General features: G+C 41.5%; 20 protein-coding genes. 6 read left to right on the top strand and 14 right to left on the bottom strand.

Translation table 11 applies throughout. The features are described from left to right. The first annotated feature begins 109 nt into the window (after positions 1-109). The 5 genes from C2869_RS08375 (at position 110) to C2869_RS08355 (ending at position 6,080) form a co-directional block, all read left to right on the top strand. Entirely contained in the window at positions 110-2,371 is a 2,262-nt protein-coding gene (locus tag C2869_RS08375; RefSeq protein ID WP_108602502.1) for a TonB-dependent receptor, read from the top strand. A gap of 444 nt (positions 2,372-2,815) precedes the next feature. Beyond that, the gene (locus C2869_RS08370) at positions 2,816-4,018 is read left to right on the top strand and encodes a hypothetical protein (RefSeq protein ID WP_199915641.1); all 1,203 of its coding nucleotides are present in this window, start codon (positions 2,816-2,818) and stop codon (positions 4,016-4,018) included. 2 nt (positions 4,019-4,020) lie between these two features. Continuing rightward, positions 4,021-4,932, top strand: a complete 912-nt coding sequence (locus C2869_RS08365) for an HAD family hydrolase (protein ID WP_108602501.1) — start codon at positions 4,021-4,023, stop codon at positions 4,930-4,932. A 97-nt stretch (positions 4,933-5,029) separates the two neighbouring features. Further along, on the top strand, positions 5,030-5,632 hold the full coding sequence (locus tag C2869_RS08360; RefSeq protein WP_108602500.1) for a DUF1361 domain-containing protein: 603 nt from the start codon (positions 5,030-5,032) through the stop codon (positions 5,630-5,632). 139 nt (positions 5,633-5,771) lie between these two features. After that, complete coding sequence (locus tag C2869_RS08355; protein ID WP_108605012.1) at positions 5,772-6,080, top strand: hypothetical protein; 309 nt, start codon at positions 5,772-5,774, stop codon at positions 6,078-6,080. 14 nt (positions 6,081-6,094) lie between these two features. Here C2869_RS08355 and C2869_RS08350 read toward each other — a convergent pair whose 3' ends face one another. Further along, positions 6,095-6,439 (bottom strand): DUF2956 domain-containing protein, encoded by a 345-nt coding sequence (locus tag C2869_RS08350; RefSeq protein WP_108602499.1) that lies wholly within the window; start codon positions 6,437-6,439, stop codon positions 6,095-6,097. Between the two features lie 151 nt (positions 6,440-6,590). Here C2869_RS08350 and C2869_RS22470 point away from each other — a divergent pair, with 151 nt between their 5' ends. After that, a complete protein-coding gene (locus C2869_RS22470; protein ID WP_159084099.1) occupies positions 6,591-6,803 on the top strand; it encodes a hypothetical protein in 213 nt (70 codons plus the stop codon). 391 nt (positions 6,804-7,194) lie between these two features. Here the strand turns inward: C2869_RS22470 and C2869_RS08345 are convergent, their stop codons facing one another. From C2869_RS08345 to glmS, 13 genes are all read right to left on the bottom strand, one after another. Beyond that, entirely contained in the window at positions 7,195-8,895 is a 1,701-nt protein-coding gene (locus C2869_RS08345; RefSeq protein ID WP_228710800.1) for a Na(+)/H(+) antiporter subunit D, read from the bottom strand. Continuing rightward, the gene (locus C2869_RS08340; protein WP_108602498.1) at positions 8,885-9,133 is read right to left on the bottom strand and encodes a hypothetical protein; all 249 of its coding nucleotides are present in this window, start codon (positions 9,131-9,133) and stop codon (positions 8,885-8,887) included. The genes C2869_RS08345 and C2869_RS08340 overlap by 11 nt, the downstream gene beginning before the upstream one ends. 43 nt (positions 9,134-9,176) lie before the next feature. Next, the gene (locus C2869_RS08335) at positions 9,177-10,691 is read right to left on the bottom strand and encodes a monovalent cation/H+ antiporter subunit D family protein (RefSeq protein WP_108602497.1); all 1,515 of its coding nucleotides are present in this window, start codon (positions 10,689-10,691) and stop codon (positions 9,177-9,179) included. Beyond that, on the bottom strand, positions 10,688-12,187 hold the full coding sequence (locus C2869_RS08330) for a monovalent cation/H+ antiporter subunit D family protein (protein WP_108602496.1): 1,500 nt from the start codon (positions 12,185-12,187) through the stop codon (positions 10,688-10,690). Before C2869_RS08330 ends, C2869_RS08335 begins: the two co-directional genes overlap by 4 nt. Next, positions 12,187-12,543 carry a cation:proton antiporter subunit C gene (locus tag C2869_RS08325; RefSeq protein WP_108602495.1) on the bottom strand — a complete coding sequence of 119 codons (357 nt, stop codon included), beginning with the start codon at positions 12,541-12,543 and terminating at the stop codon, positions 12,187-12,189. Before C2869_RS08325 ends, C2869_RS08330 begins: the two co-directional genes overlap by 1 nt. Then, on the bottom strand, positions 12,540-13,520 hold the full coding sequence (locus tag C2869_RS08320) for a DUF4040 domain-containing protein (protein ID WP_108602494.1): 981 nt from the start codon (positions 13,518-13,520) through the stop codon (positions 12,540-12,542). The genes C2869_RS08325 and C2869_RS08320 overlap by 4 nt, the downstream gene beginning before the upstream one ends. Further along, positions 13,513-13,848, bottom strand: coding sequence for a monovalent cation/H(+) antiporter subunit G (gene mnhG / locus C2869_RS08315; protein ID WP_108602493.1), 336 nt, complete (start codon positions 13,846-13,848; stop codon positions 13,513-13,515). The genes C2869_RS08320 and mnhG overlap by 8 nt, the downstream gene beginning before the upstream one ends. 25 nt (positions 13,849-13,873) lie before the next feature. After that, complete coding sequence (locus C2869_RS08310) at positions 13,874-14,140, bottom strand: monovalent cation/H+ antiporter complex subunit F (RefSeq protein ID WP_408011893.1); 267 nt, start codon at positions 14,138-14,140, stop codon at positions 13,874-13,876. Positions 14,141-14,145: 5 nt separating this feature from the next. Further along, positions 14,146-14,613, bottom strand: coding sequence for a Na+/H+ antiporter subunit E (locus C2869_RS08305; RefSeq protein ID WP_108602492.1), 468 nt, complete (start codon positions 14,611-14,613; stop codon positions 14,146-14,148). An 857-nt stretch (positions 14,614-15,470) separates the two neighbouring features. Then, positions 15,471-18,986: an AAA domain-containing protein gene (locus C2869_RS08300; protein WP_108602491.1), complete on the bottom strand. Its 3,516-nt coding sequence runs from the start codon at positions 18,984-18,986 to the stop codon at positions 15,471-15,473. Between the two features lie 244 nt (positions 18,987-19,230). Further along, complete coding sequence (locus tag C2869_RS08295; RefSeq protein WP_108602490.1) at positions 19,231-19,659, bottom strand: helix-turn-helix transcriptional regulator; 429 nt, start codon at positions 19,657-19,659, stop codon at positions 19,231-19,233. A gap of 58 nt (positions 19,660-19,717) precedes the next feature. Next, positions 19,718-20,101 carry a 3'-5' exonuclease gene (locus C2869_RS23135; RefSeq protein ID WP_108602489.1) on the bottom strand — a complete coding sequence of 128 codons (384 nt, stop codon included), beginning with the start codon at positions 20,099-20,101 and terminating at the stop codon, positions 19,718-19,720. 330 nt (positions 20,102-20,431) lie between these two features. Then, a complete protein-coding gene (glmS, locus tag C2869_RS08280) occupies positions 20,432-22,264 on the bottom strand; it encodes a glutamine--fructose-6-phosphate transaminase (isomerizing) (RefSeq protein WP_108602488.1) in 1,833 nt (610 codons plus the stop codon). Positions 22,265-22,271: the final 7 nt, after the last annotated feature.

Below are 22,271 nucleotides of genomic sequence, written 5' to 3'. Positions count from 1 at the left end.
AGATTTCACAATTTAGTATTAATCTAAATTCATGATAAACACGGCTGCCCCCCATCAAGAAAATAACGCAGTCATAACAATGAAAAAATAAGTAATAAGGTTGTTCCCTATGCCAGTTAAATTCAAGCTGTCAGCAGTTACTCTTGCATTGACTTCTGGACTTATGGGTAACTTAGCGTTTGCTCAACAGCAAAGCGAAGATGAAGTAGAAGTGGTTACTGTCTATGCGCAAAAACGCGCGCAAGACATACGAGATGTATCAATCGCTGTAACTCGCCTAGACGGTGAACAGTTAGAAAAATTGCAAACATTCGATACAACTCAACTCGCTACTTATGTACCCAACTTAAAGATATCGACAGTATCCGGTGAAGGAACCACCCCAGCATTCAATATTCGTGGTATTGGTGTTTTTGATTACAACACCACAACGGTATCACCTATCGCCATTTATTCAGATGATGTGGTCAGCGGTGGCGCTAATTTTTTATCGAGTAATTTATACGATATAGAGAGTGTCGAAGTATTGCGCGGTCCGCAAGGTACCTTATTTGGACGTAATACAACCGGCGGTGCAATATTAGTTCGCTCAAAAATGCCGGTAGATACGTTTGAAGGCTATGTTAAAGCCGGTGTGGCCCAGCAAGACACCAGCAAACTAAACGGCGCGGTTAATGTGCCTTTAGCTAATAACACCGCAGCCCGACTGGCCTTTAACTATTTGAATTACGACTACTCAATGGAAAACACAGCCCCTGATGGAGAAGGAGCAAAAGGCGGTTTTATTAAACAAAATTTACGCTTAATCGTCAAAACAAGCGGCGACAACTGGCAAGTCGTTACTAAGTTTGATAATGAAAGCTGGCAGGGTAAACCCAAACCTGTCTATAGTGCTGGGGTATTTATCAATCCTGATCCGGAAGACCCTATTTATTGCCAGCCTTCTCAACTTGGTAGTGCACAATGCGTTGACAGCTTTGGCACCAGCCAAACCACTAGCCATTATTGGCAAACCTCTGCTGACACCGTCGATAAACACAGCAAACACGATACTTGGGGAGTTAGCCTAAACGCAACTTACCAAATTAACGATCAAGCTAACCTTAAATACGTTGCCGCGTATAAAGATCTCGATCGTATGCACATGTGGGACTCTGATGGTTACGCCTTTCGTGTTGATGGCAATCGCGACATTATTGAAGGTAGCCTAGGATCAGATAATCAGTTTGCCAGCCATGAAGTCAGTTTGACCCTAGAAGGGAATAATTGGTTTTGGATAACCGGCCTATACTTCTTAGAAGAAGAACTGATCCAATTAAATGATATGCAAGTATTCAACGGTTTTCGTGATATAGAACCCTTTAGTGCAGGCGCAGTCAATTTGGTTTACAACAATAAAATCGCCACCAAATCAACCGCCTTGTATAACCAAATTGATTACCGTATTGATGAGACCTACTCTGTCACTGCAGGACTTAGATATACATTAGATACCACGGATTATCACGTAATTGGCCACGCCGATTTTGCTAACCCTGCATTTGGCAAAATAAACGACTTTTGGCACTTTCAAGGCGAAGTCGATGATGGAGAATTCTCTAGTAAGCTAGGCTTAACTCAAAAGCTGAACTCTGATTTAAGCCTGTATTACAGTTATTCACACGGCTATAAAAGTGGCGGTTATAACGGCGGCTATCATACCAGCCCAACACAAGCGAAGGGATCTGCCTACAAGCCAGAAACCTTAGATGCCTACGAAATAGGTGCACGTTATGCCATTGATGATCTCAATATTAACGGTGCTTTTTATATTTATGACTACAAAGACCAACAAGTCTTTATCAACATACCCACTGAAGGTTTGCCGTTTCATGTATTGCGCAATGCCGGCGACTCCATAATTCGCGGGCTTGAGCTTGAATCCACTTATGACTTTTCACAAGCCGTGCGTTTAAGGCTTAACCTTGGTTATATTCCTGATGCGGATGTGGGTGGCTTCAATGATGGGACATCTGTGGTAGCCGAATCACGCTTACCTTTTACCTCTAAATGGAATATTAGTGGCGGCGTTGATTACCAAGGTCGCGTGGGGCAAGGCAATGTTATCGCGACATTGGGCTTTGATTATCAATCTAGTTATTACTTTGACCAAAACGAAAATCCCTATACAGAACAAAAAAGCTACACCTTGTGGCATGGCAGAGTGGCCTACGAATTAAACCAACAGTGGCAATTGGCCATTTGGGGTAAAAATTTGACCAATGAAGAATATGCCGATTTAAGGTTTGACTCGCGCGCTTTAATGGGTGCGATTACCGAGCTACGCGGTGAAAAGCGTCAACTCGGGATTGAAGCGCAGTTTAGCTTTTAGCAATATAGCGACTTAGGCGATCCTGTAGCTTGCAGGATCGCTCAATTCACTAGCTAACTATAGTCAAAGCGATCAGGTTTTAGGGGAAGCCGTCAAGCTTCGAATCCCCATGAGCATATGCTCTATTATGTGATTGGGGTGAGTAAGCGCTGACAATGAACCATAAGACCTGAGCGAGAAGACTATAATAGATAATCTTATCTTGGTGAAACAACTCTGTTCTTCCTGTCTAACTCTCTTAATCTCACTCTCTTATTAGTCTTTACCTTCTTAATGCGTTCCCTGTTCTTTTCTGAACATTAAATTGGATTTCCCCTCAAATTGGTTTACATTTCTACATAAGTGTCAATTAAGCCCAGATACAGTCAAAGCGAACAATTTATTTGACTTAGGCTTTAAGACAACTGCACTAATTGAAAAATAACAATAACAGGAGCTAACAAAATGAAGTGGAAATTACTCTGGCCCATCCTCTTAACACTGATTGTCCCTCTAGCTGTTTCTTGGTTTGTCTACCCTGAAACACATTTACCGCCCGGATTTGGCGAGTTTCCGCCACAATTTCATGGCGATGCCCCAGGCTTTAATCTTTTTGTCTTTATATTAGTCGGCCTATCTTGCTTATATATTGGCGGTCTTTTACTGTTTCCGAAAAAATTTGGCTTTAAAGGCGCAACCCCGCAACCTGCCGCACCTAAGGTACCTTTACCTTGGTGGTTTTATGCCGGTACCGTGGTCATGCTATTCTTTTGGTATCTAATGTGGTCCCACTCATTTGCTTTTGGTAACTTAGTTTACTGGTCATTTACCCCTATGTGGTATGGCTTTATTGTGGCAATGGACGGCTTGGTTTATCACAGAAATAATGGCAGTTCACTGCTATCTAAGAAGCCTGTCACTTTTACCTTAGCCGCTATCGTTTCTACAGCCGGTTGGGTTTACTTTGAGTTTTATGATTACTTTGTCTTATCAAACTGGTATTACCCAGATGCGCATAATCCAGGCTGGTCGCAATTAGTATTAACGCTTGAATTCCTCGTGACTTATAGCACTATCACAGTGGTATTTTTTGAATGGTACACCCTGTTTAATACCTTCCCGAAATTTCCAGCGCGTTATATGAATGGGCCTAAATGGGCACCCAGTGGTGATCTACTCATATGGCTTGGAATTGCATTAATTGGCTTAATGGTCGTCTTCCCATACCCACTATTTTGGGTTGTTTGGATTGGGCCTTTTGCTGTTATGAGTGGGGTTTTGATCAAAAATAAAATCTGGAATCCATTTACCGGTTTAGCCACGGGCAATTGGGCGCCTTTCGTATTAATGGCGTTAGCTTCGATGTTTAACGGTTTTGTTTGGGAATTTTGGAATTATGGTAGCCATGCCATCGTGACTGAAACACAAACTAACCCTAACTACTGGGTTTACAATATTCCTTATGTTGATGTCATCCATATATTTTCAGAAATGCCATTGCTCGGCTATTTTGGCTATTTACCGTTTGGGATCTTAGTTTGGCAGGTATTTATTTGGTCTGGCAAAATGTTTGGTTTCAGCACCGACATATCACTTGATCCAACGTCGTCACGTCAAGCTGAGCAGACTAACGTTGACACTCAACCCACAGCCGAGCAAGGACAGTAAACATGGCCCAAGATCCACTTCCTTCTTGGCAAGATGGCGCTTTAAAAAGCGCCATCTTGGCCTTTGTTGATCAGGTCACTGATCCCAATTCAAGCAAATATGTGGTACCTAATTTACGGGTTGCCACCTTTGATCATGATGGCACCTTATTTGTCGAAAAACCCTTAAATGCGCAAATTACCTTTGTCAAACAAAAGCTATTTGATGAAGGTGATAACCCGGTTATGGCACCGCCCAACGCCAGCTTCTTTGATAGATTAGAAAATAAGCTCGCTAACTGGATGCAAGACATTGAATCGGATTTAGAAAATATCTCTAATGCGATTTTCAAAGATATTACTCCCGCTCAATTTCGAGCAGCCGCTGGCGCTTGGATCCGCTCAGCTGTCCACCCAAGATTTCAGCAAATCTATCAAAGCTTAACCTATAAGCCCATGCTAGAGCTGTTAGCCCTACTGCAAGACCAACAATTTATTATTTATATTGTCACTGGCAGTAGCACTGATTTTATTCGTCAATGGAGTGATGAAACATACAATATTGGCGAGCAGCGTATATTAGGCAGCAGTTTAAAAACCAGCCTTGAAGAAAAAGACGGTAAATTAAAATTAGTGTTAGAACCCATCCCGTTTTATTTTTCAAATGGCGCTAACAAGGTTAAATCTATTGAGCGTAATATTGCCTTACAGCCAATTTTTGCCTTTGGTAATAGTCGAGGGGATATTGAAATGCTACGCTGGGCCGGTCAAGCCACTACCAGCTTTTGCGGCTTAGTGCATCATACTGACGCCGAAAGAGAATATGCTTACAGCCCAGATCCTGAGCTATTTACCGGTAAAAGTACCCTAGATCAAGCTCAAGACTATGGTTGGCATGTAGTCGATATGAAAAATGATTGGCTGACTGTCTTTTAGTTACTTGTTAGAGCTCAGAAACAAATTTAAATGGCTAATTTCAAATCCTTGCTATTAGCCAACCTTCCTTAAATTCACATAACAATAAAGATTTAACATGGTTACTCCACATTTTACCGTTGTCACCAACTTTGTGTTAGCAGCGATCCCCTTTGTTTTAGCCACCTACTTATTTTTGTTTAGCCGTCATCGCAGTATTTTATGGTGGTTGCTATTGATAGTTTGTATCGCATTTTTACCTAACAGCGCGTATGTCGTTACAGATATCATTCACTTTATCGCCGCCACAAAAGATCCCAGTTATTCGTTTACTAAAGTCTGGTTAGTGCTGCTCCCGGCTTACATTATTTTTATTAGCATTAATTTCGAGTTTTATGTGATAAGTATTCGAATGATGCAAAATAGCTTACGCATACACAGATCAGCTAAATTAGCTGTATGGTTTATCCCGTTTATTCATTTGTTATGTGCGATTGGTGTTTATTTAGGTCGTGTACAACGCTTAGAAAGCTACGATATTATTCAAAATCCACTTGTGGTATTTAAAGACCTTTATTACGACTTAACACATGAGAAACCCGTGTTAATTATTCTTGGCTTTACCTTATTATTTTACGGGCTGTACTTAGTTTTCAATCAGCTCAATCAAAAAATAGGCCTAAATACTTGGCTAGATAACAAGATGCAAACAAAGCAATAAAGCGCGACTAGCCGACTATTCACAACAATAGTCGGCAATTAAAGTTGTGTCTTGTCTAGTATCACAGCTAAAATTGACCTTAACTTTGTTCTTAAATGTGCGCCTTGTGTTTAACGCCTCACGAACCTTATACCAAAAAATTGGCCAAAAGACCCGACTCGCTAAACAGCGACTGCGCGCCGACTTACTTAAGGTTAAGAAAGGCTTAGCTCAAGAAAAAGTCGAAACTAAACAAATGCTCGATATTTACAAGCGTCATACCCGTGGAGAAGCTAGTAAAGAAGAAATGCGTTTAGCGAATCAACAATTTTTAGATTTGATGAAAGGCTTAGGCCTAGGTGTGCTGGCTATCTTACCTTTTGCACCTATAACCTTACCTATTGTTGTCAAATTAGGACAAAAACTCGGGGTCGATATCATTCCCAGCGCTTTTAAAGATAAGCAATAACAGTTCAAACGACACTAAAACCAAGTCAAATAAGCCACAAAGCCTAACCAAGACGCAATCAATAAACCCCAAGGTAGCCAAGTTAAAGTAGATGTGGTCGACTCTTGATTGGTTAACTGTGATTGTTGGCTGCCACTCTTTTCTTTTAACGCTTTTTTCTTCTGCTTATCGGCTTCTCGCGCTTTGGCTTTTTCACGCTTTTTGTACTCAGCAATTCCTTTTTCAACTCCTTGAGCTATCAATTTAGTTTGTTCTTTAGTTTGATTAGGCTTTTGCGTCGCTTTAGCCACCGCCATAGCCTGCTGCTGAATTTCAGGCGAGATAATTAGCTTATCTTTTTTAGTTTTACTGTTTGTCATATTCCACTCATTAAACTTTCTATTTTCTTTTAGTTATTTCTATTTGACTATCTGGCATATGCATCTATAGTTAATAAAAGTTTACATTTTTACATTATTTCAACAACATGGAAGATACGCAGTATCCATTTAAACAAAAGAGGGCCACTTAGTGAACTTTGAATACTTAACGAAAAAGGAAACATTGGGTATTTTAATCGGTTGTATTTTGTCTATGGTATTTCTACTTAACGGCTTGCTAGGGCAAAACTTATTTGGCATGCAATTAGTCGCTATGCCAATATCACTCAGTTGGGGAAGTTTAGGCGCCAGCGTGTTTTGTTTTATCACTGGCTACTGCTTGCTAAAGGAGAGTCAAAGCTAAAAGGAGTCACTTTTACTGGCTAGCCAAACAGCGAAGGTGTAATTCAACCTTCGCTCAAACATTTACACAACACTCTCAAACAGCTTCGCTATCTCAAGCACTATTAATTGCCAACTTTTGTGTCCAAGTGATAAAGGTACTACTACCTTTTCAATTTAATTTTGATTAGTTGAAACAAGGCTAGCTATTTTTGTAGGTTCGACGCTTGCGTCGTAATTAAAGCCCTTGACGAAGCAGCAGCTTCGACCTACGAAAGATTCAACTGATCATTTCTTTCTGGAAACAGTACCACTGGGTTCTCACCAAAAATCACATATTGACTAAGCTATAGCAGCTTAACAAGCTCAATCATTGCAAATAACAATTGCGCTTGCTCTTGGCAAAAACAGCCTTAAATATAATAAAGCACTAAATAAACCGCTAGTAATACCGCTACCCACACCACCATAGTCTCTGTTGGCCAAAGTTTAGCAAAGTAACCAAGCGGCTTTTCTTGCTCTCGGTCATAATGCTTTTGCAAGGTATTCGATAACAATGACGTCACGGTTTTTTGCGTAGCACAATAAACACGGCAAACAACAGCAGTCACAAAACTCCAACCGCGCGGCAATAGCCGACGATATACCCAGTCAAAGTCTAAACTAATGGTTTCAGTGCGTTTCATCATGGGCAACAACAAGAAAAACGCTAATCCTGCAAATAGCAGCAACTGAAATTGTGTCACTAAATGATCGGCAGTATAGGGCACATATTCAACCGTAAACGGCAAAATATCATACAAAGGTTGTGGAAATACGCCTAAGGCAATACAAACAACAGCAAAGATAACCATGGCTATTTGCATGTTTTTAGGTGGATCAGATGGTCGTAAACCTGAATCTTTTTGAAAGAAAACAAACCAAGGGTACTTAATGCCCGCGTGTAAAAATACCCCAGCCGATGCCGCAGCCAGCAAGAACCACACCCAAGTTAAATGCTCATAAGCAGCAGATGATGAGATCATCGATTTAGAGATAAAGCCAGAGGTGAATGGAAAGGAAGAAATCGCTAACGCACCTATGGTCCCACAAATTGTGGTTAATGGCATGCTTTGATATAAGCCACCAAGATCACTACAGCGACGTTTGCCTGTTTGATATAACACGGCGCCAGCCGACATCAGTAATAAGGCTTTGTATACTATATGAGCGAAGGCATGGGCTGTCGCGCCATTTAACGCCATTTCTGTACCTATACCTATGCCAACCACCATAAAGCCGACTTGATTCACAATGCTGTAAGACAGAATGCGACGCGCATCATTTTCTAATAACGCATAAATAATCCCGTAAAAGATCATAAAGCAGCCAATCGGAATTAAAATTTCTGTACCCGGAAAGGCAATCAATAACGCAAATACCGAGGTTTTAGTAGTAAAAGCAGACAGAAAAACGCAACCACTTGGGCTGGCTTCCGGATAGGCGTCAGCAATCCACGCGGAAAACGGCGGTGCTCCCGCATTAACTAAAAAGCCGATTAATATCATCCATTGCGCTGGGCCATCTAAACTCAATTGGCTAAATTCAGCGGAGCCAGTACCGTAAATATGCCAAGCAATGCCAACCATTAATACCGAGCCACTAAAAGCATGCATTAACAAATAGCGCATTGCTGCTTTGTATGAATTGACTGTCCCTGCGGCTAAAACCACCGCGGTCGAGCCAAGGGCCATGATTTCCCAATAAACAAACAACGAAATTAAATCACCTGACGAAGTGACGCCAATCGCACTGCCCGCATAAAGAAATGCCGCACATAACTCCAACGTCGACGCGGTGCGCATAGCGAAAATACCGCCGACAAACGTCATTAAAGCAAATACGGTCGCAAAGACTTTACCAGTAGCGGTAAACTCGAGCAGTGAAATTTGATAATCGAAAAATTGAATTTGCCAACTTGCTTCTTCCGGCAAGCTCCAAATCATCACTAAGGCTAACAAAGGCAAACCCAGCATAGCGATTTTTTGTAGCATGCCTCGCGTAATGGCGAGAATAAAAGCGCCAGCGATGATTATCCAACCAGGAGGTATCTCAATCATCAACTCATTCATCATAATATTCTTCTTTTCGTTTTAAGACATAGCCCAGTAATTTCGCAACCACAACCATAGCGACGCAGGTAATAAATCCATACCAACCGAAAAAACCAAAACTGCCATCAAGGCCAAAATAGTCATGCTTATGAATAAACAATTCAGCCAAAATGGTTATGCCAAGCACCACTATAAAACCGATCCACAGGTATTTAATGGTTTTTGCTCTGACTAACCAGTGCTTATCAGTATCACTCATCACTTAACCTCCCGCATACGATTAGCTTGATATTTAATTTCATTTAGCCTCCACTATCCAATGAGCCTGATATGCTGGGGATCAAGTTAATTAATTCAATCAAAGGTTGCGGGTAGAAAAACAAAGCAAAACAACCAACAGAGGTAATACCTAAAGCAATTAGTGAAGGTAGAGGCGCTTCTTTAACATCCGAGCGACACCAAGATGAAACACCATCCTCTGATTTAGCAAAAAACGCTTTTATCGGGATTGGCAGTAGATAGGCGATGTTTAGTAGTGAACTCACGATCAATACAGCGGCAATAATCTGTTTATCCGCTTCAAGCGCGCCAATAGTTAAAAACCATTTACTCCACGTACCTGCCATAGGCGGTAAACCGATAATACTAATTGCGCCAATCGCAAAGGCCGCCATAGTGATCGGCATAGTGCGACCAAGCCCCACCATTTCACTAATGTTTTTCTTGTGACTAGCCACCATGATGGCCCCTGCACAAAAGAATAAGGTTATTTTACCCACAGCATGAGTAGCAATATGTAAAGCTGCTCCTGTAGCCGCAATCGGTGATGCGAGTAATGCACCAACCACAATGTAACTTAACTGGCTTACTGTTGAATAAGCTAAACGGGCTTTCAAGTTATCTTTAGTCATGGCAATAAGCGAAGACAGCAACACGGTTGCCGCGCCAATATAAAGCATGATATCGGTCGTCGGGATGTCTTTGAGAGATTCAAAGCCAAAGATATAAATGACAACCTTCAAAATACTAAACACCCCCGCTTTAACCACAGCGACAGCATGTAACAAAGCTGATACAGGGGTTGGTGCCACCATAGCTGCCGGTAACCAGCGATGAAACGGCATAATCGCCGCTTTACCAATACCGTAACAAAACAGAACCAATAACAAAGCTAAAATAAATTTATTGTCAACATCCTGCACTATTCCGCCCGCTTGAAAGTCAACCGAGCCTGTCACCGCCCATGTCCCTATCACAGCAAATAACAAAAATGCGATGGAGGTGCTTAATAAAACACCTAAATAAGTACGCCCACCTTTTTTCGCAGCGTTTGTTCCGGCATGTGTCACCAGAGGATAAGTAGACAAGGTTAATATTTCGTAAAATACAAACAGGGTTATCAAGTTGCCTGAAAAGCAAATTGCCATGACTGAACTAATGGCCAAGGCAAAACAAAAAAAGAAACGCGTTTGATTTTTTTCATGATGACCGCGCATATAACCTATGGCGTAAATAGTGGTGATAATCCATAAAAAGCTCGCCACTAAAGCAAAAAGAACCCCTAATGGTTCAACTACAAAAGACAAACCTACACCAGGAAACAGTTCAAGCCACTGGGTTTGCATATCAACACGATTAAATGTGTTGTCAGCAATCGACAACACAACCGTAAACAATAAAGTTGCTGTCGTCAGCGTAATAGCTTCACGAATATTTGGCTGTTTATCTGCTAGCAGTAAAATAAACGCACCAACTAACGGAATAATAATAGCTAAATTAATCAAGCTGGCGGGTTCAACAAAAGTCCAAAGGTTCATTTTGTACCCTCCAGTCCATTTGAACCAGCAAACAGTAACTGTGCTGCTTTGTCTGCGGCTTCAACGGTCAAAGAGGTATCAATACCAAAATAGACATTAGCCGCAACCAATAGCCACATAGGGATTAGCATCATCAAAGGCACTTCTTTTATTTCAACATCAGATTTAGGGGCTGATTGAAAATAAGCCGCCTCAAGTACTCGACCTATGTACACAACGGCCAATAGTGAACCGGCTAAAACCAAGCCAGCTAACAACCAATGGTTTTGCTGCAATGCAGCGCCAACCAAATACCATTTACTGACAAAACCGACGGTTAACGGCACACCAATTATACTTAAACCCGCAATAGTAAACGCCGCCATAGTCCATGGCATTTTACGCCCTAGTCCTTTGAAGGCTTTGATATCCACCGAACCTAAACGATAAAAAACGGCACCCACCGCCATGAACAAGGCCCCTTTCATCAAGGCGTGGTTAAATATGTGCAACAAGCCGGACATCAAACCGCCAACACTAACCAAACTTACCCCTAAGATCATATAGCCAATCTGCGCAACGCTACTATAGGCCAGTAGTGCTTTTATGTTGCTCTGCACGGTTGCCATATATGAGCACTTAAATATAGCGACAATCGCCAGCGCCATTAAAATGAGATCCATGCCCATCTCGTGGAAAACATGCTCTGCGCCAAACACGGTGAAAATAAAACGGATCATCACATACACAGCAACTTTAGTCGCGGTACTAGCAAGAAATGCCGTGACGGCTGAAGGCGCATGCGTATAAGCTGGAGGCAACCACATATGTAATGGAAATAACGCCAACTTAATACTGACCCCAACCATAATAAAGGCTAGGCCGGTATTGATTGTTCGGCTGCTATCATAAATATCAATCCGATTAGCTAAGTCCAACATATTTAAGGTGCCGGTTTTCATATAAAGCATACCAACGCCAATCAATATAAATGTCGCGCCGATAGTACCCATAACCAAGTAACGAAAAGCCGCTGTTAAACACCGTCGATCAGAAGCTAAGCTGACCAAGGTGTAGGTCGCTAAGGATGAAATTTCTAAGAATACAAACAAATTGAAGGCATCACCTGTCATCAAAATGCCAGACAAACCTGCCAAGCACAGTAAATGCGCGGTGTAATACAGCACATGCTTTGATGATTCTATCTCTTTGTGAATACTCTTCTTGGCATAAATTAATACCAAGGTAGATACTGCAGAAACAGCCAATAGTACAAAAGCGTTGGCACTATCGACTCTCAGTTCAATGCCCCATGGTGGAGGCCAACCACCAACCGCATAACTCAATACACCATTGGATAAAGTCGACATCAATAGTTGCCAAGATGCCAAACACGCCCAAGCACTCATAAAGGTAGCAAAGCCCCAAGAGAGTGATGAACGGCCTAAAATTAACGTAATTGGGGCTGCAATTAATGGCAATATAATTGGAAGTACAGCCAAGTGTTGTTCAAGCATTAGATGGCGTCATCCTCATTTTTAAATTCGTTTTCTTCCACTGTGCCGTACGCGCGTTTAATACGCACGATTAACGACAATCCTACCGCCGTGGTCGCCACGCCCACAACAATAGCGGTAAGAATTAAAACATGGGGTAAGGGGTTAGAGTATTGAGTCGCACCTTCAACCACAATTGGCGCGGTACCACCACCCACTTTGCCCATTGAAATATAAAGCATGAAAACTGAGGTCTGAAATATATTCAAACCCACTATTTTCTTAACTAAATTATTAGCTGATATCACAATATAAAAACCAGCCATCATTAAAAATACAACGATCCAATAGTTGTAATACTCGAGGATAAAAGTCACGGTTTATTAACCCTCTCAGCTTGACTGCCAAACGCATAAAATATACTTAACATAACCGCAAATACGGTAATGCCGACACCCAATTCAATAATAATAATGCCATAGTGCTGACCTGCTATCGGATCATCTGCCAATTGGTTGTAATCCAAAAATAAGCCCCCCTTTGCCATACTGAATAAACCCACACTGGCATATAGTAGAACACCGGCTGCTGCCATCATTTGTAAGAATTTGGGCTTTATCACTTTGAAAGCCATAGGCAAACCAAAAACCAAGGCATAAAGAATAAAAGCCGCGGCGGCGATCACCCCTGCCTGAAAACCACCACCTGGGCCAAAATCACCATGAAACTGCACATAAAGAGCAAACAAAATAACCAAAGGGATAACTGACTTGGCAACCGAGCGCAAAACTAAATGAGCTTTTAATCCTGATTCAGGCGTGTTTTTATCTTCACGTCGTCTAACGCCTAACAAAGCCAATACACCAATAGCCGCCGAAAAAACCACTACCGTCTCGCCTAACGTATCAAAGCCACGATAGCTAGCTAACACAGAAGTCACCATATTAGGTAAGCCAACTTCTTTCGGTGACTCTTCAATATAACGTGGCGCGACATGTTCATGGACAGGGTTGTCTGGATGTCCAAACGGCGGCATGTCTAGCGTGCCATAAATTAAAGCCGCACCAGTAACGCAAACAACTAGCAAAGGCAGTACAGACGAGCGCTTATTTTCTTTTTCTGTACGGCCGGTTAACGCTAAGGTACCTAGCATTAACACAGTTGAAATCCCAGCCCCCACAGACGCTTCGGTAAATGCCACATCAACCGCATCTAGGCTGACAAAAATTAATGCCGACAAAAAGCTATAAATACCAAACAGCATAACCACAGCAAATAAGTCTTTTAAAAATATAACGCGCAAAGCAGTCAGAGCCAGCATAGCTAGCAAGACTAAATCTATAAACTCAGCCATGACTATCTTGACCTCTTTGTTGCTCTTTATTTTCAGCTAAGCTCAGTAGGCCTCCATGGCGGGCAGATTTGGCTAAGGCATGCGAGGCTGTCGGCGTGGTCATCATTAAAAAAATCAAAATAAACAGTAACTTTGCCGTATTAATGTCGAACGACGTTTGCAGCAATAAACCACCAATCATCAACATAGCTGCTAATGAATCCGTCACACTGGCCGCATGCACACGCGTAAAGAAATCTGGAAATTTAAACAGGCCGATTGCCCCGCTCAGTCCAAAAAAGGCACCGCTAACAAGCAAAACGCTGCTGATCACATCTAAAATTGACATGTTAAATCACTATTTTTATAAATTATTATTCTGTTGGGGCGGTATATTCAAAAAACCTTAATACCGCAACCATACCAATAAAATTGATTAATGCATAAACGATGGCGATATCGAGAAAATCTGGGCGGCCCATCAAAAAGCCTACTGTCGCGATGAATAATACGGTTTTAGTACCGAACATATTCACACCCAAAATACGATCGTAAACGGTTGGCGCATAAAATGAACGCGCCAATGCCAATGCCATCACCACCAATATCGCAATGCATACCGCTGCTAAAATCCCAAACACTGAAGTTAACTCCTACGACCTGTGATCATTTTTTCCATATCGCCTTGCTGCAATTCATCAATAGACGACTGCTGTAAAGCATGCACTACAACTTCGTTGTCTTGTAAGTCAACACTTAACGTACCCGGTGTCAACGTAATAGAATTAGCGTAAAGCACCCGATTTTTATGCGTAACCTGTTTAATTGGGATCCTAGCTATGGTTGGTGACAGTCTGTGTGAACCACCCCAAATCAATTTAGTCACCTGAATAGCTGATAAGACGATTTGCCCCAGTAACCAAAAACAATAGAAAATAATCCGACTACCTATGCTAATGCGCTTAGGTTCACTATCAGCCGCATCCATTCTTTTTAAAGTAATTATAACTAGCGCTACTGAAATCACGCCGAAACTGAGCAATAAAGGCTGAATAAATCCTGACAGCAGCAACCAAAAGCCGCATAGGAGTAATGCCCACCTTATTAAATGCATAGTTCACCGTCCGCTTGATCGTTTTTATAGTCTTCTCGCTCAGGTTTTATGGTTCATTGTCGGCGCTTCTCGCCCCAATCACATAGTAGAGCATATGCTCATGGGGACTCGAATCTTGACAGCTTCCCCTAAAACCCGAACACTTTGACTAATTATTGAACAATACTTACACTATTTAATGCTGTTAAAAATTGTTCATTAGATTATCAATATAACTATAAGACAATAATTACATAACTGCATTACAACTTATGGTTAAATCTTTGTTTACACAGAAATTATTTTGTCGCCTTAAGCTGACAACGAATTTAATCAGTATTAACTAACCAAGTTAACAAAAGTTGGCCCCGACTTACCATTAAAGTTTACGTTTACTAAACATATTGACGGAAATTTAACTAAAAACTGCGATTGGCAAGGGGGGGATTTAGAATAATGTTGGAAAGGGAAATTCAATGAATAGGAATAAATGGCCATCTAAATTAATTTTTAAATGGCCACCTTTGTAGATGTTGAATAAAGTTGGATACAAAAATCATCTATGAGCCCCGAGTTATGGTTCGTAACAAACGGCTCGGCTAGAGGAAAATCGGAAACAAAAATAGCGCTAGCATTTGAGTGAGCAAAAATCGCTCTAATTTCTATTAATCAAAGTTGGAAACAAAAGCTCTGTTGAGATATCCAAAATCAGATTACTTCAATCGGGTAAGTTCCAAATTTCCCAGTAAAATTCATGTCAGAGGCAGCCACTTACTTATTAATTGCTAATTAGAAGAGACTAATTAGCAATTAACTGTCTGAGGATAAGCTGAAAAGGATTTTGAGTAACTTCAGGACAAAAGAGTGATACTTTGTGTTTACGTTACGGGCAGCGGGTTTCTGCTGCCTCGGCTATTTAAGAAGTCTAGTTGAGTTTTGATCTCCTTCTCTAGCTCACCGACATAAATTAAAGATGTCTCGATATTGGCGTATTTTCCGCTTCTACTCGCACTAAACCAATTGAATGACCCTACGGCCATATACCGATCATCAGCAAAAACGCTTTTACTATGAACACCATTTATCACATTAATAACGATACCAAGCTGTTCCAAGGTCGCGCAGCAATGTTGAAACGCTTTTACTTTATTGGTGTCTGCGTGATTTGCGACCGTGGTATTGAAATGTCTGTCGGTGTGTATGGTTATCTGGACACCTTTATGTAGTGCTGTTTTTAGTAGTTCTAACTGCCCAGTTGATTGCAGTTTGTCTAGCAGTAACCAAGGCGAGACTATATCTATTTTTCGTTGTACTTCACTCAGCAGTTTTGATAAAAACGCATCGTGCTCTTCGGCATTGGTTAGCAGTTTCGGATGACCGCATATTTGTAATAAATCGGGGCGCTGACCAATACTAAACTCAAGCTCATTTCGTTCGTCAGTGAAAAGATACTTGGCGAGTAATCCCCGTGGAGAAGATGATGATGCAGCTTCAATGATATCCAAATCACCAAACACCAAGAATGCGTCTTTGGCTCTAGAGACAGCGACGTTGAGCATTGACGGATCCATATCGATAAACCCGCCATCGTTGTGTCTGGTGTACACCTGGGAAAAAATAATTATTTTGCGTTCAGCACCTTGAAGAGAGTGAACTGTGCCGACGGTTAATTGCTCCTCCCCTTTGCCTACTTTGATATCGAACTCACCACACGCGGCCTTGATCTGATTCACTTGAGCTGAAAATGGAGTAATGATACCCACACACTTGGCTAGTGGCTCGCCGTAGTAATTTTCTATTTCAACCTTATTGGCATTTAACCATGCAGCGATAGTTTCTGCTTCTAACTTATTGCGTCGACTGCCACTAAATGACTCTGCGATACCGTCGACGTGCAAATGACTGAAAGGAGAGTAGAGGCTATCTTCGGTCGCTTGTCCTCGCATGGGGATCAGGATACCTTGATAGCAAAGATCATTGCAGTATGAGATTAATTCATCGTAGCAGCGTCTATGTTCTTGCAAAAACATTCCAGGCTCAGCTTTCGGCATATAGTGAAAGCGGCTTGCTTGTTGTGCTACATGCATAACACTGCCAGTCACTACACTTCGGCCTTCCTCTTGAATGACTGTGTACTCATCATCAGAACTGATAATTTTATGCTGCTTTAAATTACCCCGGTCAATTGATGAGCATACATTTCTAATCGGCGGGATTTGGTATATATCACCAATCACCAATGCTTTTTTGGCTAATGAGAACGAGGCCGCGGCAACTTCTGGAGCTACTTGACCTGCTTCATCAACGATCAACAGGTCGATTTCATTGAGTAGATAGTCAGTTTCAAATTCATTATTCCCAACGTGAGACTGGTAAGTCATATGAGAAGGCAGAGAATGGAACGTTGATACAATGCAAGGAGTTAGCATCATTCGGCGTTGCCAGCGAGGACGAACCGTTTTCAAACCTGTTTTCTGGGCCTGCTTATTCAGATCTTGGCCCAAACTTCGGCAACAGAGCAGCCAGCAAGCTTCCCAGTAATGGAAAGCTAAGCGGAACATTCGAAAACGGGTCGTGATATCTAAAACCGAATCGATCTCGGTCAGTTGTGGAATAGTTTGCTCTGGAAAGTCTTCAGTAAAGTCATGAATAGCATCAAGCCAATTCAGTTGTGATTGCTCAAACTCTTGATACCGCTCTAACCAAGATTGATAACGGTTTTTTTTATAATCAAAATCTTCTTTTTTACTAGAAAATACTTGCTTGAGTAGGCTCTCAAACTGATCCGATGATAGATTCTCAATTTGATCCTCATCGTGCTCAATAAGGTTTAACATGAAACTCCTGCGCTGGAGTTCAAGTTTATTCTTGATTGGCGGCAACCACTTAAACAGAGTTAACCATATAGATTCATTACTGAGGTAGCTTCGCCAAGCAATTAAGTGTTTTTTGGCGTTATCTTTCAATGCTTGTGCATTAGATACGGCTTGTTGTTGATCTGCCAATGTTTGTTGGGGATTATCCCCTAGCCGAGAATGGATGTCATGCAGTTGGCGGTTGTAATGATGCCAATTGTTTTGGATGTGATCTAACTGGTTTTTATGTTGGCGTAATTCGGCGAGGAGATACGCTTTAACTTGTGTTACATCAGCAAAATTTTGTTGTGGAAAAGCCTGTTTTGCTCTATCCAAATAATGCGCTTGGGCTTGATCGAGAAAATCCAACTGCTCGACTTTTTCATAGAAATGATTAGTTTGATAATTTTTGGCAGCTTCCAATGCTCCATACGCCGATGGTAGGTAGCCACCATAGCTAAAAATGTCGGGTAACCATCGGCCTGATAGTTCATCGTCGCCTTCATCGAAGTCTTTACCAAAAGCATCAATGATGTTGGTGACTGCTTGATTGTTAGTCGATGCCGCAATGATTAGCGGCGGCTGACTCTCTTTTAGCGCAGACTCAACCCACAGTGATGCGACTACAGATAGTACAAACGTTGTTTTACCTGTGCCTGGAGGACCATTTACTGCAAGAATGTCGCCTTCTTGCATGGCTAAGGTATGGGCCAAGGCATCACATTGCGCTTTAGCTAGCGGAAATTGACTATTTGAGTGGCCCAAACGCGAATTCACTGTCTGAGAGGCATCAATACATTCATCATGGTTGGTTACTGTTTTTGTTGCGTAACTATCAATCAGAGGTAAGGTTGTGTTTGAGGTACTCAGGTTATCGTACAATTTTAATATATGTCTTGAAGCTCCCAAGAAATCGCTGATTTTGTTGACTAAGCTTCCACTTTTAATGTCTTCATAGAACTGCTCGATTCGGTTTCTATCGCAGTAATCGGAAAATAGTTTTTGGGTAAGTTCATAGTAGTTGTGCCAATCTTTTTGATGGATCTGATACTGTTCTTCTTGTTCGAATTTGGCTGGAATACTTTCAGTAGGCTGTGCTAGAAGTTCATTTGATGTCAGGAATTCATCGAGCTTATCGACGTTAGCGATAGTAAACGAGTCATTTCCTTGAGGATCAAGTAAATCACGAGGTATGAATGGCGTGGTGTGGGGAAATAGTAAACCTTCACGATTGACCCATAAAGTGCAGACAATTGGTGTCAGTACACTAGGCATATTACTGATGTAATCTTTGCCATGAACTTTCCGAAGATAATAAGTAACCGGTCGATGATGAATTTGTACAGCGGTAAGGGTTTCTGGTTCATTGCGAAACAGATCTTCTAGCAATGTAGAATCTGGTTTAAGTTTACCTTCTTTGAACTCGCCGGTTGTAGCACGCACGTAATTCTTTAGATCTTGCTTTTTTAATGCACCTTTCGCGCTATCAGCATCGGCAAGAGAATTACGCCAATAATGAATCCAGCCCTGATTATTCATACCCAGTCCTTTTAAATTTGCATTAAACGTGTGATTTTTAATCGAATATTATATTGCCAACGGAGTGTTTTTTGTAAGAAATTTGAACAAGTTCTTACTCGGTGACCTATGAGCCATGCAGATGATGGTTATTCGAGCAGTCGAAAAATGGAGGCTGGGATATTATGTCATATAAATTCAATGATTAGTTCTGTGAATATTTAACTACTGATGACTTCGGCAGCCTGAACGCTTATGAGCAGAGTCACTTTTCGCTGTGAACTTTATTCGAATCATCAAATTTGTTTTGAGTACGTAACCAGAATTCGAATGTCATACCTGTGACGATCTCAAGTTTCTTTGCGAAGCCTGTATCAACACACACTTTCTCACTCAAAAAATCGTCAAAATGTTCAACAGATATATCTAGGTTATCTATGACATCTTGAATATTCATCCCCTTTGCTGTTGCCTTAGACAAATACAAGCGCTCAAAATATCGTGCCGGGTGCAGTACTTGCTTGTTTTGAGGGACATAGACGAAGCCACGATTCCTTTGCATATCAATATTTGCTGGATTAATCACTAATGCATCAACATCTAGCCGTTTTGATTTATCTACACGCTCAACACCAGCGTTCTTTAATGGCGCTGCTTTAAATGGGTTTTTACGCTGAGTTTTTTGATGTTTCATATTAAACCTACGACGAATTTCGCGTTCGCTTATGAAAGCCAAGTAAATCAAACTTAATCTATAAAGGCTTTGGGTTGCTTAAAATAAACGGCAGTAACTTAACGGTATTCCTCGCATCATCAAGGGCTCGATGGTGACTACCTTTAAATTCACACTGACATAATTCCAAAGCTCTCGCTAAGCCAACAGGCTTTTTTAATTTGTTTACTTTTTTAAATATCTTTTTCAGATTCAACGCAGCGTTGGGCGAAAAAAGCGGCAGATTGTTGGATGCACAATCGATATTTATTTGAATTAAATCGTAGCTTCCCCAGGTTGCGAATAGCACTTTTGAGGTCTTTGGGTACCAGTTCAAAAAATTTGAAAAAACAATTTTAAAATTGTCGGAATTATCTAACTCTGACTGAGTAATTCCTGTTAGTTGACTACAGAAATTGCTGATTTGACGATATCCCCGGGTATTGTTATGTGCTTTGCGACTTGACTGAGTCCATGCATCGCCGCTGCCGTCGAGCTAATCTGCGAATTACATCTGATGGAATGGGTTATTTTGGGTACAACGAACCATCTCATGCATATATTGAAGTTATAACTTTTGACCAACTCGTTAAAGCAGCGAAAGAAAGAAACAGAGCATTCTTTGACAAACTAGGGTTACCAACCAATTAACTTGCACATAAAAAAGCAGGCCTACAATGAGGCCTGCTTTTTCATTTAGGGTTATTTTCCAACTTTATTCAGAATCTACAACCTTAAACAATAAGATTGCGCTTTATTCAACCGTCACAGATTTGGCTAAATTGCGAGGCTGATCAACGTCAGTACCTTTAATTAGGGCAACATAATAACTCAGTAATTGTAGTGGGATGGTATATACCATAGGCGCTGTAATATCACAGGTATTAACCACATTGATCACCCGCTGAGTTTCATCACTTTTAAAATTAGCGTCGGCATCGGCAAAGACATAGAGTACACCACCACGTGCACGCACTTCTTCTACGTTAGAATGAAGCTTTTCCAATAATTCATTATTTGGCGCCACGACAATAACTGGCATATCCGCATCAATCAGAGCGATTGGCCCATGCTTTAATTCGCCTGCTGCATAAGCTTCGGCGTGAATATAGCTGATTTCTTTTAGCTTCAATGAACCTTCCATTGCAATCGGGTATTGATCACCGCGCCCTAAAAATAAAGCATGATGCTTTTCAGCAAATTCTTCAGCTAAGGCTTCAATTGGCTGGCTCAAGGTTAACGCTTGTTCTATTTTCGCTGGCAAGCCTAATAAACCATCTATGATCATCTGCTTGTCTGCAGCATTAATTCCTTTTTCATCCGCTATCGCTAATGTCAGCATTAACAAACTGACTAGCTGTGTCGTAAAGGCTTTTGTCGATGCCACTCCAATTTCAGCACCCGCCCGTGTCATAAAGGCAAAATCAGACTCTCGTACTAACGAAGAACCATCAACATTACAAATAGCCAGTGAAGACAGGTAGTTATGTTCTTTCGCCAGTCTTAATGCTGCTAGCGTATCCGCCGTTTCGCCCGACTGAGAAATAGTGACTATCATGCTACCCGGTACGGTATGAAACTTGCGATATCTAAATTCTGAGGCAATTTCGACGTTGCAAGATACACCTGCATATTGTTCCAACCAATAACGCGCTACCATGGCTGCATGGTAACTCGTACCACAGGCAACGATCTGAATATGATTCAGTTGAGCAACAGTTTCTGTAAAACCTTGGCCAAAAATATTGGGTGCTAAACCATTGGTTGAGATACGGCCTTCTAACGTTTGACGAACTGATGTAGGCTGCTCGAAAATTTCCTTCAGCATATAATGGCGATATTCACCTTTATCCGCAGCATCCACTGAGCCTGTTGCTTCCTTAACAGGGCGCTCAACAGGTTGACCATTCACGTCAAATACTTGCACTGCGTGACGAGTGATATGCGCCACATCACCTTCTTCTAAATAGATAAATTTGCGTGTCACCTCTAACAAGGCTAACTGATCAGATGCAATAAAGTTTTCACCAATACCCAAGCCAATAACTAAAGGGCTGCCTGAGCGAGCCACTACCATTTCATTGGGATTGTGCTTATCCACTAAAACCGTGCCATAAGCGCCTTTTACCACCTGTGCCGTTTTTTGTACGGCTTCTAATAAACTGGCACCTTGCTCGATAAATTCATGTACTTGGTGAACTAATACCTCGGTATCGGTTTGCGAACTAAACTCGTAACCCGATGCACGCAACTTATCTCGTAATTCATGGTGGTTTTCAATAATACCATTGTGCACGACAGCAATACGTTCACTGGAAAGGTGAGGGTGCGCGTTAGCTTCGTTAGGTTCGCCATGCGTGGCCCAGCGAGTATGAGCAATACCAGTGCCGCCTGACGGATAATCAGCCGCAACAGCAGCAGCAAGCTCTGCCACTTTACCGGTTTTACGTAACCGATTTAATTGACCATCGCTTGTAATAACCGCTACACCTGCCGAATCATAGCCGCGATATTCAAGCCTTTGTAATCCAGCAACTAATATATCAGCAATATCACGCTGTGCTACACCACCTACTATTCCACACATATTAATG

Source organism: Saccharobesus litoralis (genome assembly GCF_003063625.1).
Lineage (GTDB): Bacteria > Pseudomonadota > Gammaproteobacteria > Enterobacterales > Alteromonadaceae > Saccharobesus > Saccharobesus litoralis.
This window is presented reverse-complemented; position numbering and strand designations above follow the sequence as displayed.